Origin of the sequence: Rhizobium laguerreae (assembly GCF_002008165.1) — a bacterium.
GTDB classification, from domain to species: domain Bacteria; phylum Pseudomonadota; class Alphaproteobacteria; order Rhizobiales; family Rhizobiaceae; genus Rhizobium; species Rhizobium laguerreae.
The window spans coordinates 124,299-140,333 of the sequence record NZ_MRDM01000030.1; the positions used below are offsets into that span (position 1 = coordinate 124,299).

Annotated in this window: 14 protein-coding genes; 10 read left to right on the plus strand and 4 right to left on the minus strand. The window is 58.7% G+C overall.

Annotation, left to right across the window (positions count from 1 at the left end):
* The first annotated feature begins 95 nt into the window (after positions 1-95).
* From BS630_RS30475 to BS630_RS30495, 5 genes are all read left to right on the plus strand, one after another.
* Positions 96-1,172, plus strand: a complete 1,077-nt coding sequence (locus BS630_RS30475) for a phosphotransferase (RefSeq protein WP_077980386.1) — start codon at positions 96-98, stop codon at positions 1,170-1,172.
* 8 nt (positions 1,173-1,180) lie between these two features.
* Positions 1,181-2,551 carry an aspartate aminotransferase family protein gene (locus tag BS630_RS30480; RefSeq protein WP_077980387.1) on the plus strand — a complete coding sequence of 457 codons (1,371 nt, stop codon included), beginning with the start codon at positions 1,181-1,183 and terminating at the stop codon, positions 2,549-2,551.
* Between the two features lie 142 nt (positions 2,552-2,693).
* Entirely contained in the window at positions 2,694-3,335 is a 642-nt protein-coding gene (locus tag BS630_RS30485) for a GntR family transcriptional regulator (protein ID WP_245310559.1), read from the plus strand.
* Between the two features lie 229 nt (positions 3,336-3,564).
* Entirely contained in the window at positions 3,565-4,638 is a 1,074-nt protein-coding gene (locus BS630_RS30490) for a tartrate dehydrogenase (protein ID WP_077980389.1), read from the plus strand.
* A gap of 254 nt (positions 4,639-4,892) precedes the next feature.
* Positions 4,893-5,369 (plus strand): Lrp/AsnC family transcriptional regulator, encoded by a 477-nt coding sequence (locus BS630_RS30495; protein ID WP_077980390.1) that lies wholly within the window; start codon positions 4,893-4,895, stop codon positions 5,367-5,369.
* 304 nt (positions 5,370-5,673) lie between these two features.
* Here the strand turns inward: BS630_RS30495 and BS630_RS30500 are convergent, their stop codons facing one another.
* The 4 genes from BS630_RS30500 to BS630_RS30515 all read right to left on the minus strand — a co-directional run bounded on the left by BS630_RS30500 (position 5,674) and on the right by BS630_RS30515 (position 9,926).
* On the minus strand, positions 5,674-6,516 hold the full coding sequence (locus BS630_RS30500) for a GNAT family N-acetyltransferase (protein WP_077980391.1): 843 nt from the start codon (positions 6,514-6,516) through the stop codon (positions 5,674-5,676).
* Positions 6,517-6,887: 371 nt separating this feature from the next.
* On the minus strand, positions 6,888-7,724 hold the full coding sequence (locus BS630_RS30505) for a GNAT family N-acetyltransferase (RefSeq protein ID WP_077980738.1): 837 nt from the start codon (positions 7,722-7,724) through the stop codon (positions 6,888-6,890).
* A 233-nt stretch (positions 7,725-7,957) separates the two neighbouring features.
* Positions 7,958-8,311 (minus strand): cupin domain-containing protein, encoded by a 354-nt coding sequence (locus BS630_RS30510; protein WP_077980392.1) that lies wholly within the window; start codon positions 8,309-8,311, stop codon positions 7,958-7,960.
* Positions 8,312-8,417: 106 nt separating this feature from the next.
* The gene (locus tag BS630_RS30515) at positions 8,418-9,926 is read right to left on the minus strand and encodes an NAD-dependent succinate-semialdehyde dehydrogenase (RefSeq protein WP_077980393.1); all 1,509 of its coding nucleotides are present in this window, start codon (positions 9,924-9,926) and stop codon (positions 8,418-8,420) included.
* 492 nt (positions 9,927-10,418) lie between these two features.
* Between BS630_RS30515 and BS630_RS30520 the strand changes: the two genes are divergently transcribed.
* Genes BS630_RS30520 through BS630_RS30540 form a run of 5 tightly spaced genes read left to right on the plus strand, consistent with a single transcriptional unit; the run spans position 10,419 to position 16,023 of the window.
* Positions 10,419-11,480, plus strand: a complete 1,062-nt coding sequence (locus BS630_RS30520) for a homoserine dehydrogenase (RefSeq protein ID WP_077980394.1) — start codon at positions 10,419-10,421, stop codon at positions 11,478-11,480.
* Positions 11,480-12,916, plus strand: coding sequence for an aldehyde dehydrogenase family protein (locus BS630_RS30525; RefSeq protein WP_077980395.1), 1,437 nt, complete (start codon positions 11,480-11,482; stop codon positions 12,914-12,916). Before BS630_RS30520 ends, BS630_RS30525 begins: the two co-directional genes overlap by 1 nt.
* A gap of 1 nt (position 12,917) precedes the next feature.
* Positions 12,918-13,820: a 4-hydroxy-tetrahydrodipicolinate synthase gene (dapA, locus tag BS630_RS30530; RefSeq protein ID WP_077980396.1), complete on the plus strand. Its 903-nt coding sequence runs from the start codon at positions 12,918-12,920 to the stop codon at positions 13,818-13,820.
* A complete protein-coding gene (locus BS630_RS30535; RefSeq protein ID WP_077980397.1) occupies positions 13,810-15,207 on the plus strand; it encodes an aspartate ammonia-lyase in 1,398 nt (465 codons plus the stop codon). Before dapA ends, BS630_RS30535 begins: the two co-directional genes overlap by 11 nt.
* Positions 15,208-15,237: 30 nt before the next feature.
* Entirely contained in the window at positions 15,238-16,023 is a 786-nt protein-coding gene (locus tag BS630_RS30540) for a homoserine kinase (protein ID WP_077980398.1), read from the plus strand.
* Positions 16,024-16,035 lie beyond the last annotated feature (12 nt).

The following is a 16,035-nucleotide window of genomic DNA, read 5'->3' on the forward strand; positions in this document are numbered from 1 at the left end:
CCTAGTTGCCACCGCCATAGAAAAAATTGTTGTACAAAAACTGGGGACATGAAATAGTGAGTCCATCGAGCTCCAACTCTCGAGGCAGGATCTGAATGAGTGTGAAGATGGATCATAAGCATCAGTGCGGGCCAGCCCGCGCCGCTGAGCTTTCAGAGGCGTGCCATCCCGTGGACGCCACGGAAGCTGAAGCAATCGCCGAACGGCTCTATGGTACACGCGGCTCCGCAACGCGCTTTGAAACCGAGAAGGACGACACTTTCCTCCTCGACTGCGCGACCCAGGGGAAGTTTGTGCTTAAGATCGCTCATCCTCTTGAGCGCGTAGAGGAGCTCGATTTCCAGGTCGCGCTGATGCGTCATCTCGAGCAGCGGGCCCCCGATCTACCCATCCCCCGCACGCTTCGCGACGTCGACGGAGCGGATTTTCCCATCGTCACCACGAGCGCCGGCGAGCGGCGAGTGGTGCGGCTCATGACCTTCATGGTCGGTACTCCGCTCGACCGGACATCTTGCACAGCCCCACAGCGCGAACGGATCGGCGAAATTCTGGCAAAGCTGCGTCATTCAATGGCCGATTTCTCGCATCCCGCTGACGGCCGGGCGGTGGCATGGGACGTCACCCATCTGCTCGACCTCAGCGATCTGTTGAGCTTCATCCCTAGAGGCGGCAAGCGGGCATGGACAGTCAGCGCGCTCGAGCGATTTGCCGAAATCAAGCCTGAACTCGACCGGTGCCGGCGGCAAGTGCTCCACAATGACTTCAATACGTCGAACCTGGTCGTCGATCACGCTAGTCCGCGGTTCCTGACCGGCGTCATCGACTTCGGCGATGCCGTCCGTACCGCCATCGCCGTCGATGTCTCCACGGCGTTGATGAACCAGATGCCACAAACGTTCGACCATGGGAACCGGCGTGACCTGTTCGAGGCACCGCGCGATGTTCTGCGCGGCTATCTCCGTCACGCCGAACTGACGGACGAGGAGCTCCGGCTCATCCCCTTCCTGTCGATGGGCCGTCTTGCGGTTCGTGCGCTGCTGACAAGCTGGCGCGCCGAGGTCTTCCCAGAGAATAGCCGCTATATCCTGCGCAATACCGAAGCCGGCTGGGCCCACCTCGAGTGGTTCCACTCGATTTCCACCGCGCATATTTCCGATCTTCTGGCACGATAGGAACCACAATGTCCAAGCAAGCGACTACTGTGCCCAAGGGCTTCCGTGGCGACATGCCAAATGGCTTCAACCCTCAGGACACGTCTCATCTCACAAGTGAAGATCTGGCGCATGTCGCGAGGCGGCAACGGCTGCTCGGGCCTGCTTATCGGCTCTTCTACAAGACACCGGTTGAGATCTCCCGTGCCAAGGGCGTTTTCCTGTACGACAAGCACGGCAACGAATATCTTGACGCCTACAACAACGTGGTATCGCTGGGTCACTCTCATCCGCGTGTCGTCGAGGCGATCCAGAGGCAACTTGAGGTACTCTGTACCCACACGCGTTACATGCAGGAACCCCTGCTGGACTATGCCGAAGCCCTAATCGCTACGTTTGGTGGCGAACTCGGTCGTGCCGGATGTGCAATGTTCACATGCACGGGCTCGGAAGCCAACGATCTCGCCCTGCGAATCGCTCGTCAACACACGCGCAAGACCGGCGTCATCGTTACGGCGGAAGCCTATCATGGCAACAGCGGCGCCGTAGCTGCGATCTCGCCGTCGCTCGGCAGGAAGTCGGTTTTGGATCCGTATCTTCGCACGGTCGCGGCGCCGGATTCCTATCGCCTGCCTGTCGAGGAAATTGGCCGCCGGATGGCGGAGGATGTCGCGTGGCAGATCGCCGACATGGAGCGACATGGCGGCGGCCTAGCGGCCTTCATCGCCGACTCCGTCTTCTCCTCCGATGGTCTCTACGTCGAACCCACGGACGTATTGGCGCCGGTGGCGGAGGTGGTGCGCAAGGCGGGCGGCTTGTTCATCGCCGACGAAGTGCAATCCGGATTCGGGCGGACCGGCACCCAGTTTTGGGGTCACCGCCGTCACAATGTCGATCCGGACATCGTTACCATGGGCAAGCCCATGGGCAACGGCTATCCCGTTGCCGGCGTAGTCCTGCGACCCGAACTCGTCGCCGATTTTGGATCCAGCATGCGCTACTTCAACACGTTTGGCGGCAATTCCGTCGCTATCGCCGCTGCAAGGGCCGTGCTCGACACGATCCTCGAAGACGGGCTGTTAGACAACGCCGTCAAGGTCGGCGGTGAAATCCTCGACGGCCTCCGGGACCTACAGAAGAAATATGAATTTGTCGGCGATGTTCGCGGGGCCGGCCTCTATTTCGCGGTCGAACTCGTTAAGGATAGAGACCGGAAAACGCCGGACATGGACCGCGCGCTTGCAGCCGTCAATGCCTTGCGCGACCGGCGTATCCTCATTTCCGCGACGGGAGCGGACGCGCATATCCTGAAGATCAGGCCCCCGCTCATCTTCACATCGGCCAACGCGGCGCGTCTGCTGGAAGGCGTCGATGAGGCGCTTCGGTCAGTGCAGATGTAGGCGCCACCATGCGGCCAGTAAGCACAGTATCATCTCCCTTGCCCTACGCCGCCGCATGTGGCGTAGGTAGACGAACATAACCACGAGCAAAGCCAAAGCCATGCCGCCGTTGCCCGCCAGGAATCCAAGCGAAGATCCAGAGATGAAGGTCGAGCCCTTGCCCGTCAGCGCGGTGGAAATCCTGACCCACGCCTTGCGACGGCGCATCTTGTCGGGGGATTTCCGACCGGGCCAGTTCCTCCGCGACGTGAAGATGTGTGAAGAGCATTCGACCTCGCGGCACACGTTCCGTACAGCAGCCCAGGTGCTCGTCACCCAGGGCCTGCTGCGTCAGATACCGAACCGAGGCTTCGTCGTGCCCGAATTCGGGCCAGACGATATTGTCGACATCACACGCGTGCGCGGCGCCATCGAGGGCGAGGCCATTCGTCTGATCGTACTGACCGGCGTCATCCCATCTCAGGCGCTTGACGCGGTAGGCGTTATGCGCAGGTCGATACTATCCTCCGATAGATCCCTGCTGGTTGCTGCGGACCGCGACTTCCACCGCGCGATCATCGCCGCCAGCGGTAGCGCCCGGCTGAAGAGGACCTATTCAGACCTGGAGGGCGAGATCGAGCTTCTCCTCGCACAGCGGCAGGATTTCTACGCCACTGCCGAAGAAATGGCGGAAGAACACGAGCGGCTCATCAACAGCTTGAGAAGCCGCCACTACGATACGGCGCAAGAGGCGTTTCAGGAGCACTGGGAAGACCTCCAAATCAAATTGCTCGATCAACGCTGACCAACGCTGCCTGCGGAGTTTGACAGCTCGGAAAGATTACCTGCCAGGCGCTGAGGACGCCGGTGCCGCAAGTTGGACGCGGAGCAAATACCATCTCGGATGCTTCCTCTCCGGCTCCGCCCCAGCCTGCTTTTTGGGCGGAGTCGCGGCGTCGACGGATCGTATGGCGCCGAAGACGCACTAACGACGGCTGCCAGCCAACTTGATCGAAACGCTACGGAGAAGTTTAATGCGGGAATACTCCATCGCAACCATACCCGCCGACGGCATCGGACCTGAGGTGATCGCCGCCGGCCAGACGGTTCTTGCAAACCTGGAGATGCGACTTGGCGGCGTAAAATTCACTTTCGAGAATTTCGACTGGGGATCTGACTACTATAAGAAACACAGTGTGATGATGCCGTCGGACGGGCTGGAGCAGCTCAAGAAGTTCGACGCTATCTTTTTCGGCGCGGTCGGAGCACCGGATGTTCCGGACCACGTCACCTTGTGGGGGCTCAGATTGCCGATCTGCCAGGGCTTCGACCAATACGCCAATGTCCGGCCAACAAGGATCCTGCCTGGCATAACCACGCCGCTTCGCAATTGCAGCGCCAGCGACCTCGACTGGGTGATTGTGCGTGAGAACTCCGAGGGCGAATATTCCGGCCATGGCGGCCGCGCCCACCGCGGCCTGCCCGAAGAGGTCGGCACTGAAGTCGCCATCTTCACCCGCGTCGGCGTCACCCGCATCATGCGCTACGCCTTCAGGTTGGCCCAATCCCGACCGCGCAAGTTGCTTACGGTCGTTACGAAGTCCAATGCTCAGCGGCATGGCATGGTCATGTGGGACGAGATCGCCTCCGAGGTGGCGGAGGAATTCCCCGACGTGACGTGGGACAAGATGCTGGTCGACGCTATGACGGTCCGGATGACGCTCAAGCCGCAGAGCCTCGACACCATCGTGGCAACGAACCTGCATGCCGACATTCTTTCCGATCTCGCTGGTGCGCTTGCCGGTAGTCTGGGGGTTGCACCGACGGCGAACATCGATCCGGAGCGCCGCTTTCCCTCGATGTTCGAACCGATCCACGGCTCCGCCTTCGACATTGCCGGTAAAGGCATCGCTAACCCGGTTGCGGCCTTCTGGACTGCTGCCCAGATGCTCGACCACCTCGGCGAGCGGGAAGGTTCGGCCCGCCTCATGCGCGCTGTCGAGTGGGTGACCGGCGCCGGAATCCTCACCCCCGATGTGGGCGGTTCAGCCACTACGCTGGAGGTTACCGAGGCTGTCTGCGACGCGATCCACTCCTCTAACGTCTAGGGACACGTGGCCGACTATGATCTGGAACGTTCAGAAAGAAAGCAAGCAAGGCATTACCACTGATCTTCGACTCTGCTTTGGGCTGTGCCGACCCCGCGTTGATCGTTCCGCGACATCTGCCGTCCCGCCGAAAGGCAGATGTGTCGTGATCGGCGCCGGAAAGGCGTTCGCCTTGAAGGCGCGAGATGGAAGATGGGCGATCGCAGGTGACTGCGATGTTATCGATGGCGTCGATATGCTGCGGGAGTTAGCCAATGAAACTTGACCGGATTGACGTCAAGATACTGAATGTATTGCAGGCCGATGGCCGAATTACGAATGTCGAGCTTTCGGAACTGGTCAATCTCTCGCCAAGTCCCTGTTTGCTGCGAGTGAAAAAGCTCCAGGCGGAGGGGTATATCGAGGGCTACTCTGCGCGGATCAACATCGGAAAACTGGGCCAGACGCTGACGGTGTTCACCGAAATGACGCTGAAGAACCACCGTCAACTCGACTTCGCGAGATTTCTTACTGCGATCGAGAAGGTCGATCAGGTCATCGAATGTCATCTGGTTTCGGGAGGCTACGATTATCTTGTAAAATTCGTCACCTCCGGAATCGAAGAGTACCAGACGATCATGGAGCGGCTCCTCGATTCGGAGATCGGCATCGACAAGTACTTCAGCTTCGTCGCGCTGAAATCGCCCCTGATCAAAGCGCATTTGCCGCTGGTAACCCTGTTCCAGAAGTAACTTCGTAGCAGAGCTCGATGGGTTCGGTGTCGCGGCCGTCCGGCATTGATGAGCAGGCGGCATCTCGTGCCGGTAGATTGATGAGAGGCCATTGAAGAACCGGCGATTTCAAAGCGGCGGAAGCGGCGATGTTGTGATGGAGGAGTGCCTTGCTGAAGAATGGATTCTACATTCTCGAATGACAGCAGACGATAAGCCGGACCGACATCCGGGCCAGCTCTCGTGTCGCTAGCGGTGCTGTGGGGGACAGCGGAATCAAATTGCACCGTCGAGTTTCACAAGCGGTTCCGTTTTTCCACCAAGATCAACCGAGTGCCTGACTGACCAACGCATAGTTGCGGTGATGCGTGGGCTCGCTTTTCTTGCGGGCGGACCCAGGACGCCGCATCCTAATCCCACGGCCGGCCTGGTTGAGCCCGCGCCCGATGAGCCATCCTGAAAGATCCGTGGAGACATCCGAGTCTATACGGACAAACCTGCCCTGGTGATGGGCGAGCAGGAAGTCGATCAGGGCCTTGGCTTCGGAAGCGTTCCTCGCTACCACCGGTCCGATGACTAGCCCACGGCCGAAAGTCCGGATTGCCGCGAAGGCCTGAATCTCGCCGTTATCGCGAATGACAGCAAACCTCGCCCGTTCGGCCAGAATCTCCATCAATGCCGAACGGTCATGGCCGCTTGCCGCGCGATCCAGCGCCACCACGCGAGCATAATCACCGCTCTCGGTCCATTTCACATGGGCAGGCACCTCAACCTGCAACGGCTCGCCCTGATGCTGCACCGTCTCGCCGGTCGCAGCGAAACCCACCTTCTCGTAGAGTGGAAGCCCTTCCTGCGTCGCCACCAGATAGCAGGTCCGGTCTCCCGCTTTGGCGAGCGCCTCTTCCAACATCTTCCGGCCGAGGCCGCGGCCGCGCATCGCGGCATCGACGATGACCATGTTGATGGTGGCGGCGTCATCGCCATAGGGCATCATCATGACGGTCGCGACGAGGCGATCCTTTTGGAGTGCGGCGATTCCCTGGCTTATCGAATGAACCAGTTCCCAATCCTCGCGCCGATGCGGCCATTGGACCTGGAGTGACAGGTCCAATGCACTGTCCAGATGCTTTGGTGTCATGTTCTCGAGAATGATCGCTTGGTTGGTCATGATGCGGTTCCGACTATATCTTCAAGGATTAAGGTAATCCGCACAAGACAGCAGTTCCTCCCGACGTACCGACATGCGCCATGCGTTCGCGCTATCTTCGCCTGTGCCGCATCTTGTGCCGACCGTGACGGAGCCCCTACGCCGATGCCTAAACTCGGTAAAGCGCCGGCCGCAACTCCCAGCCAAAGCTTCGACAGAACAATCTGCTGCAGTCGGGGCGAACGCGGCCACCATTCTCCCCGTTCACCACCCTGGTGATTGCGCTACACGCTGTGCCGATACTTCTGTGACGCCAAAAGGAGAGAGGTCATTCAGGAAAACGCTGCTGCCTAATATTCAGCAAGAAAGGCTTCAGACTTCCGCCCGTCAAGTCAGCCAATAGCCTGGCTGGCCAGGCAGAAAGTTTGAACCGCTGGTGTTTGAGAGCGGCCCACAGCGCCTCGAACCATCGCAACGACTTCACCCTCTTGAGGCATCCCCCAGTCTTCGAGCTGCGACGAAAGGCCCGTCTGTTCAGGAATGTCGGTCCGGACGAAATGACCTTCCTTGCCGGAGAGGATGAAGGCAAGCAAATCCCTCGCCTGTTCGACGTTTTCCGCAACGACTGGCCCGACGACTTCGCCCTTCCCGAACAGCCGCGTCGATGCGAATGCGACGATACGATCATCGTTCCGGATGGCTGCGAACCTTCCCTGCTTCGCCAGCACATCGATTAGCGCGTCGCGGGAGGCGCCGAATGCCGCACGATCGAGCGCTTTGATTGCCGGCAGGGCATCGGGCTCAACCCACTCAGCATTTTCAGGTGCGTTGACGCGATTGACGATGCCCTGGTGGCGGACGATCTGATCTGTCGCAACAAAGCCCAGTTTTTCGTAAAGCGGCAGGCCGTCATTTGTCGCCGTCAAGCGGCATTCTCGATTCTCGGCGAGTTCCAGCACGGCGGTGGTCAATTTTCTTCCCAATCCCCGGCCACGCTGGCTTTCGTCGACAATGATCATGTTGATGGATGAGCAGGTGTCGCCGAAGGGAGTCATGAGAGCGGTTCCCACAACCCGGTCGCCGGCGAGTGCAACGCGCCCCTGGCTCAACGACCATATCATTTCCCAGTCTTCTCTCCTGTGAGCCCAGCCCGCCGCACGCGAAAGCGCCACCGCATCATCCAGGTGGCGAGTCTCGAAAGGCGCAAGAACGATCGATTCCGTTTGCATGAATTCATCCATTTCGTGGATCCCTGCGCTCACCTCGAAACAACAGCGGCGGGTTTTGGTGACACAGGGGAGTAAGATTGACGTCTAGGCCGAACCGCGACAAGCTTGGTATACAGGCCTTCGAGTTTGGAAGTCGGCATGGGTGGATAAACCATCCAGTTTTGGGTGGAAGCATCTGAAGGCCTTGCCTGCCGGATCGCTCCCCTTGCGCCCCGTAGTCGAGAGTCCCGTGATCAGGTGACGGTGACGAAGATTTTTCGCACCGTCTCTATAGTCTTCCAAACGCCGATGTAGCCGGGCTTCATCACGAAGCTGTCGCCTGCACGATAAGTGACAGGCTCCTTTCCCTTCTCGGTCAGTTCGATGACACCGTGGACGAGATGGCAAAACTCAAAAGTCTCACCCTTGATGGAGTGCGTTTCGCCGGGCGTCGCCTCGAAGACGCCGGTATTGACTGTGCCGTCCTTGGCGGTGTCCTGCAACCATGTCTTGAAGGCTGGGCTGCCCGCGATGAGGCGATCCGGCTCTGCAGTTTTATGCTTCGGCTCGAACAATGGATTCGGGTCGATGGTTTTCAGTAGCGACATCTATCTCTCCTAGGTCTGGCTTGAGCCACCCGCCTCACCTTTGGATGGCTTTGAGCCGGCATGACTTCCCATGGCATAGCGAAACGTACCTGCGTTGATCGCGCCCCTACCAAGCGGCGGCGATGTATTTCGTTTCGAGATATTCGAGCATGCCGTGGTGGCTGCCTTCGCGTCCGAGGCCGCTCTGTTTCATGCCGCCGAACGGCGCGGCAGCGTCGGAAACGACACCTCGGTTGATTCCCACCATGCCGCTTTCCAACCTACCCGCGACTGCGAGCGCACGCTTGAGGTCCCGGCTAAAGACATAGGACACCAACCCATATTCGGTGTCGTTGGCTAGCTCGACGACCTCGTCTTCAGTATCGAACGCGATGATTGGCGCGACCGGACCGAAGATTTCTTCGCGAAGTATCTCAGCGTCGGCAGAGACGTTGGCGAGAACGGTCGGAAGATAAAAGAAGCCCTCGCCGCTCAATCTGCTGCCACCTGTAACCAGGCGGGCTCCCTTGGCGACAGCGTCTTCTACGAGGCGGTCGACCTTGGCCACCGCGGCTTCGGTGATCAATGGGCCAAGCTGCTTATCCGCAGCCAGGCCTGGTCCTACTTTGAGTGCGGCCATCTCTTCCGCGAAACGCCGCGTGAAGTCAGCCAGAATCCTCTTTTGGATGTAGAAGCGGTTAGCGGCCGTACAAGCCTCACCGCCATTGCGCATTTTGGCGACCATTGCGCCGGCGACAGCGGTTTCCAGATCGGCATCATCGAAAACGATGAAAGGCGCATTACCGCCCAGTTCCATTGAACAACTGACGACTTGGTCCGCCGCCTCGCGCAGCAGGATCCTGCCAACGCCTGTCGAGCCGGTGAACGACAGCTTCCGTACCCGCTTGTCATGCAGCATCGCGCTGACCACAGGGCCTGCTCTCTTCGTGGTAACGATGTTAACCACCCCGGCGGGAACACCTGCCTGTCGCATGAGTTCTCCGATCGCCAGCGCCGTAAGGGGGGTCTCGGCTGCGGGTTTCAGGATGCAAGTACAACCCGCGGCCAACGCGGGAGCAATTTTGCGCGTAGCCATTGCTGCCGGGAAGTTCCAAGGCGTTACCAATACGGCGATACCAATCGGCTCATGGCTCACGATGATCTGGTTCGCGCCGGAAGGTGCAGGTCCGAATTCACCGGGAGATCTCACCGCCTCTTCGGCATACCAGCGGAAAAACTCGGCCGCGTAGGCGACTTCCGATCTTGCGTCGGCAAGTGCCTTGCCATTTTCAACTGTGATCAGTCGCGCCAGCCATTCTGCCTGTTCGAGGAGAAGGTGAAAACACTTCATCAGAACGTCCGAGCGCCGGCGCGGCGGAGTTGCTTTCCAGGCCGCAGCTGCCTTTTCTGCCGCTTCGACGGCCGCCATTGCGTCCGGTATGTCGGCGTCACAGACAGTGGCGATTGCGTCAGCAGTCGAGGGATCGATCACATCAAAGGTCCGGCCGCCTTTCGCGGCGACCCATTGGCCGCCGATGAACAGTTGGCTGGGAGCATCGCATGCTACGGCAGCCGCCTGCGAAGGAGCAACACGGGTTGTTTCAAGTGTTGGAGTCGTTTTCACATTCACCACCATTCGCTACCAATCAGGATCGTCGTGCGATCAATATACAATTGGTTTCACGATTGGTGTCAATATAGATCAAATTGGTTGCGCGGATTATTTTCCATGATCTCAGAGTGGCGGATGCGAGGACAGGGCTGGGTTCGGCGTGTACCACAGGATTTTCAGGGCCGATGGCAGCATTAATGCGACAAAGCCGCGGCTGTTATGCGGGTCGGTTTCCGATCGACTTTGATCGATTCTCCTGACGGTGTTTGATCCCCACGGCGACAGGGCGTCACTCTGGCTGAAACACAGCTGCCATTTTTACGGATGCGCCTGAAGCAAATCAGCGTTCCTCTGATCATGTTATCCGTTCGAGTACTCGAGCGGGAAGGGACGGCACGCCGCAAGACGGCAGCTGAATGAGCAGAATGCACGGCAGATTGGTCTGTTTGTACCGTTCCGACTGAGCGATCCGCATCTGATGATATGCGCACAAATCGCTTCACCGGAGGGTACCACATGAAAATCTACAACATCGCTCTGATCGGATTTGGTGGCGTCAACCGCGCGTTGACCGAACTGATCGCGACGAAGAACTCGCTGTGGGAACGGGATCTCGGCTTCCGCCTGAACATCGTTGCTGTCAGCGACCTTTATCTCGGTTCCGTAATTTCGCCGAACGGCCTCGACGCCAAGACACTCATTGAAGCGAATTTCGCAAAGGGCGGCTTTGGCCGGCTTTCTGGGGGTAGCGCGGAAGCCGACAACGAGACGATCATCAAGTCGGCGCCTGTCGACATCGTTGTGGAAGCGACATTTACAAACCCCAAGGACGGCGAGCCGGCTATTTCGCACTGCCGCTGGGCCCTCAAATCCGGCAAGCATGTCGTCACCACCAACAAGGGGCCAGTCGCAATCGCCGCTCAGGAGCTAAAGGCTCTTGCCAAGGCAAACAACGTTCATTTCGAATATGAGGGCTCCGTCATGAGCGGAACCCCCGTCTTACGTATGGCAGAGAAGACCCTTTCAGGCGCAGAGATAAAAGGGTTCGAAGGTATCTTGAACGGCACATCAAACTTCGTCCTCGGCCGCATGGAGAATGGTCTCGACTTCGCCAGCGCCGTCGCGGAAGCGCAGGCACTCGGCTTTGCCGAAGCCGATCCGACCGCCGACGTCGAAGGTCTCGACGTCCGCCTCAAGGTGGTGATCCTCGCAAACGAGCTGCTGGGAGCAAACCTCAAGCCGGAGGAAGTCTCCTGTGAAGGCATTTCCAAGCTTTCTCCTTCCGACATCGATGCAGCGGCAAAGGCCAACAGCCGTTGGAAGTTGATCGGATCGGCCGTTCGCAACGCCGACGGGACGATAACCGGCAGCGTTGCTCCCAAGCAGCTGCCGCTCGAGCATCCGCTCGCGGGGGTCAACGGCGCTACAAATGCAGTCTCGCTAAACACCGAACTGCTGGGCTCTGTCACTGTCACAGGTCCAGGCGCCGGGCGGACCGAGACCGCCTATGCGCTGCTATCCGACATTGTCGCCATCCATAATGCCCGGTCTGGCAGCCTCGCGAAGGATGCTGCGTGATGGCAAGCTTCGCCCTGAGCAAAAAGATATCTCCAGCCGAGATCATGGTCAGCAATCCATTCGATGGCAGCTTGGTCGGTGTGGTCTCCGAGACGAGTGCGAGCGCGGTGAACCTGCTGCTTGAGCGCGCCAATCGTGGCGCGCAGATCGCCCGATTGCTTCCCCGCCACCAGCGCTCCGCAATTCTCGAGAAGGCTGCCGCGACAATTGAAGCCCGCAAGGAGGACTTTGCGCTCCTGATCGTGCGCGAAGCCGGCAAGACAATCATCCAGGCGCACAAGGAGGTGACACGCTGTGTCAACACTTTGAAGCTCTCGGCGGAGGAGGCCAAGCGAAACGCCGGCGAAGTCATTCCTTTCGACGCCTATGCCGGATCGGAATCGCGTCAAGGCTGGTATACTCGAGAGCCACTGAGCATCATCGCGGCGATCACGCCCTACAATGATCCGCTTAATCTCGTTGCCCACAAGCTCGGCCCCGCCATCGCGGGCGGCAACGCGATACTCCTGAAGCCCTCCGAGCTTACCCCTCTCTCGGCCATCAAGCTGGCGGACGTGCTTATCGAAAGCGGTCTGCCGGGCGAAGTCATCACCGTTGCTGTCGGCGGTGCGGACTTGGGCAAGGCGCTCGTTTCGGCAAATGACGTTCGAATGATCTCCTTCACAGGCGGTTTTGCGACTGGCGAAGCCATTGCAAAATCCGCCGGCATCAAGAAACTCGCGATGGATCTCGGTGGTAATGCACCAGTTATCGTGATGGAAAACAGCGATGTTGACGCTGCCGTGAAAGATTGCGTTTCAGGCGCCTTCTGGGCGGCTGGCCAGAACTGCATCGGAACGCAGCGTATACTGGTCCAGCGCCCGATCTATGAACGGTTCAAGACCGAGTTTGTTGCTCAGACCATCAAGATGAAAATCGGCGACCCGATGAACGCTGACACGGACATGGGCCCGATGATCTCCGAACAGGCGGTGAAACGCGCCGCCACTATGGTGGAGCGCGCAATCGCTGCTGGTGCGACGGTGCTTTGCGGTCACAAGCCGTCAGGCGCACTCTATTCCCCGACCGTCCTGGAAAATGTGCCGGCGACTTGCGATCTGTTGAACGACGAGGTCTTCGCCCCGGTCGTCATCCTGCAGCCGTTCGATGGACTTGATGAGGCCATACGGCTGGCTAACAAGCCGGAATACAGCCTCCATGCCGGGATCTTTACCAACGATCTTGCCGATGCCCTCGAGGCCGCCATGCGGATCGATGCCGGCGGAGTCATGATCAACCAGTCGTCCGACTATCGGTTCGACGCAATGCCGTTTGGGGGGTTCAAATATGGCAGCATGGGACGCGAAGGCGTTCGCTTTGCTTATGAGGACATGACCCAGCCGAAGGTCGTTTGCATCACCTCGCTGCAGCGCCCTTCGCCGCTATTTGGAAGTTGAGATGTTCAAAGGATCCATCACCGCGCTTGTCACCCCATTTGCCCGTGGGAAAGTCGATGAGGCTGCACTTCGTAGCCTGATTGAATGGCAGATTGCCGAGGGTACGTCAGGGTTTGTCCCCTGCGGAACAACGGGGGAAAGCCCGACCCTCAGCCATCGCGAACACAATCGGGTCGTGGAAATCGCGATTGAGGCCGCGAATGGTCGCGTTCCGGTGATTGCCGGCGCAGGCTCCAATAGCACCGAGGAAGCAATCGGCTTCGTGCGGCATGCCCAGCAGGTCGGCGCGGATGGTGTGCTGATCGTCGCACCGTACTACAATAAACCCACGCAAGAGGGGATCTATCAGCATTTTAAGGCCATCGACGCGGAAGCTTCAGTTCCAATAATCGTCTACAATATCCCCGGTCGAAGCGTGATCGATATTCAAGTCGAAACGCTCGCCCGCATTTTCACGGATTGCCCGAACGTCAAGGGCGTCAAGGACGCGACGGGCAACCTCTTGCGCCCGTCGCTGGAGCGGATGGCCTGCGGCAACGAGTTCAATCTTCTCACCGGCGAAGACGGCACTGCGCTGGGTTACATGGCCCATGGCGGCCACGGTTGCATTTCGGTGACCGCGAATGTTGCTCCCCGGCTGTGTGCAGACTTCCAGCGGGCATGCCTGAAACGTGACTTCACGGCGGCACTGGCTCTTCAAGATAGACTGATGCCCCTACACCGCGCGCTGTTCCTCGAGACCAGTCCCGCTGGCGTGAAATTCGCATTGGCGCAACTCTCAAAGATCAGCGGCGACCTGCGTCTTCCTCTCGTGGAGGTGAGCCCGCCGGTTAAGGAGGCAGTCGCTCATGCGATGCGCTACGCCGGAATTCTGGACCGGGGGAGCGGAGAGAATGGCAATTGAACGCGTAGAGTCCGACTTGATCGGCGCCCTTCCTATCCCCGGTGACGTTCTGTACGGCGTCCATACGCGTCGCGCTGAGCTCAATTTCAACGTTTCGGGCCTTCGCCTGAAAGACTTTCCCGAGCTCATTCAATCTATGGCTATGGTCAAGAAAGCAGCCGCTTGCGCAAACGCTGACTTTGGGCTTCTTCCCGCGGAAAAAGCCTCTGCGATCTCAGAGGCTTGCGATAATCTCATCGAGCTGAAGGGCGTTGATGAAAACTTCCCCGTCGATATGATGCAGGGTGGCGCGGGCACGTCTACCAACATGAACGTGAATGAGGTTGTCGCAAACTTGGCGCTCCTGAAGCTTGGGGCGAATGTCGGCGACTACGACAAGGTTCACCCAAATGATGATGTGAACCTTTCCCAATCGACAAACGATGTTTATCCGACCGCTCTGCGTCTGACCATTCTTCGCTCTTGCGAAGGACTCCTAGCGTCCCAGGTAGGGCTGCGCGATGCATTCCGTGCGAAAGCGCGTGAGTATGCGACCGCGCTTAAGGTCGGACGCACTCAGTTGCAGGACGCCGTCCCAATGACAGCCGGGCAGGAATTTGATGCTTTCGCCGAACTGATCGACGAAGATATCAACCAGTTGCAGTCCGCTTCCAGATTGTTGCAAGAGGTTAATCTCGGCGGATCTGCAATCGGAACCTCAATTAACGTTCCGCGCGGCTTTCCCAGCGCGGCCTGCGGCTACCTCACCCGGATTTCCGGTATCCAGCTAATCCCCGCTCGAAATTTCATTGAGGCGACATCCGACACCGGCGGCTTCGTTTCGTTCTCCAGCGTTCTTAAGCGAATTGCCGTGAAACTGACAAAAATCTGCAACGATCTGCGGCTCTTGAGCAGCGGACCGAGGGGCGGCCTGGGTGAAATCCGACTTCCGCCGGTGCAAGCTGGATCATCAATCATGCCCGGTAAAGTCAATGCAGTCATTCCGGAAATGATGAACCAAGTCGGATTCCAGGTTGTTGGAAATGATCTCACTGTCACGCTGGCGGCAAGCGCGGGGCAGTTGCAGCTCAATGCGATGGAGCCAGTGATCATTCTCAACATCCTTCAGTCCATGCGGATGTTGACGCGGGGAATGGAAATTTTTAAGCAGCGATGCGTCGACGGAATTGAAGTTGATGTCGACCGATGCAAGGAACTCCTCGACCAGTCTCTCGTCCTCGCGACGCCGTTGGCAATGCTTATCGGGTACAGCAAGGCAGCGCACCTTTCCAAGAAGGCGCTGGCCGAGAAGAGGGGGCTGCGGCAGGTCGTGGAAGAGGAAGGCGTATTAGCGCCCTGTCAAATTGAACAGCTCTTTGAAGGCAGCGCGGAGTTCGCAAATTTCTGATGAGTTTATGGGTCTGATAGGGGTAGGAAAATGGCTGTTTTTACCGAGCTTTCTGACGAAGATCGCAGAACCATTACCGCAGCCTACGGCTTTACGTCGCTTCTTTCAGTGATTGGGATTGCAGACGGCGACTCCGAGACGACCTACCTGTTTCGGACCGGGCAAGGCGAATACATCGTTACGCTTTTCGAGAACGGAGCCCAGCCTTTAGATCTGGAAAGGGCCTTCGAAACCATGGAGGCGCTCTATCGACATGGCGTCCCCTGCCCCAAACCGCTGCGCACCATAGATGGCCAAGCCACATCTCTGGCCGCAGGTCGACTGGTTGCCGTCGTCAGCTTCGTGCCAGGCGCCTCACCCACGTTGGCGGGCCCGGCAAAATGCCTAAGCCTAGGTCGTGTGATGGCTCAAATTCACACTATTTTGGAACGAAGGGTGAAGTGCGCGTCAAGAGATCTTCCCACTGGAGCAATTCATGGCGCATTGGTCCAGGCGAACGTCTTTTTCCTCGGCGAGGAAGTCAGCGGCGTCATCAACTTCAGACTAAGGCACGAGGATGCGCTCGTGTCGGAGCTTGCTGACGTGCTTGTCGGTTGGGCGGGCGAAACCAACGGCGAGCTAAACAAAGAGCGGGCGCGAGCGCTACTGCAGGGCTATCAGGGAATTCGGTGCCTGACGGATGCGGAAAAGGAGGCGCTGCCAGGTTTCATAATGGCTTCGACATCGAAGCGATTTGCGAGCCGGAAGGAAAGAGCCTTACTACCGGAGATCGCCGTGTTAGCCTATCAGTCGGTAACGCCCGACATTTTAGGCTAGCGACCCGGCTCA

Excerpts from the sequence above, each read along its gene's own strand:
- BS630_RS30475 (WP_077980386.1), top strand. The coding sequence starts at position 96 with ATGAGTGTGAAGATGGATCATAAGCATCAGTGCGGGCCAGCCCGCGCC.
- BS630_RS30480 (WP_077980387.1), top strand. The coding sequence starts at position 1,181 with ATGTCCAAGCAAGCGACTACTGTGCCCAAGGGCTTCCGTGGCGACATG.
- BS630_RS30485 (WP_245310559.1), top strand. The coding sequence starts at position 2,694 with ATGAAGGTCGAGCCCTTGCCCGTCAGCGCGGTGGAAATCCTGACCCAC.
- BS630_RS30490 (WP_077980389.1), top strand. The coding sequence starts at position 3,565 with ATGCGGGAATACTCCATCGCAACCATACCCGCCGACGGCATCGGACCT.
- BS630_RS30495 (WP_077980390.1), top strand. The coding sequence starts at position 4,893 with ATGAAACTTGACCGGATTGACGTCAAGATACTGAATGTATTGCAGGCC.
- BS630_RS30500 (WP_077980391.1), bottom strand. The coding sequence starts at position 6,516 with ATGACCAACCAAGCGATCATTCTCGAGAACATGACACCAAAGCATCTG.
- BS630_RS30505 (WP_077980738.1), bottom strand. The coding sequence starts at position 7,724 with ATGCAAACGGAATCGATCGTTCTTGCGCCTTTCGAGACTCGCCACCTG.
- BS630_RS30510 (WP_077980392.1), bottom strand. The coding sequence starts at position 8,311 with ATGTCGCTACTGAAAACCATCGACCCGAATCCATTGTTCGAGCCGAAG.
- BS630_RS30515 (WP_077980393.1), bottom strand. The coding sequence starts at position 9,926 with ATGGTGGTGAATGTGAAAACGACTCCAACACTTGAAACAACCCGTGTT.
- BS630_RS30520 (WP_077980394.1), top strand. The coding sequence starts at position 10,419 with ATGAAAATCTACAACATCGCTCTGATCGGATTTGGTGGCGTCAACCGC.
- BS630_RS30525 (WP_077980395.1), top strand. The coding sequence starts at position 11,480 with ATGGCAAGCTTCGCCCTGAGCAAAAAGATATCTCCAGCCGAGATCATG.
- dapA (WP_077980396.1), top strand. The coding sequence starts at position 12,918 with ATGTTCAAAGGATCCATCACCGCGCTTGTCACCCCATTTGCCCGTGGG.
- BS630_RS30535 (WP_077980397.1), top strand. The coding sequence starts at position 13,810 with ATGGCAATTGAACGCGTAGAGTCCGACTTGATCGGCGCCCTTCCTATC.
- BS630_RS30540 (WP_077980398.1), top strand. The coding sequence starts at position 15,238 with ATGGCTGTTTTTACCGAGCTTTCTGACGAAGATCGCAGAACCATTACC.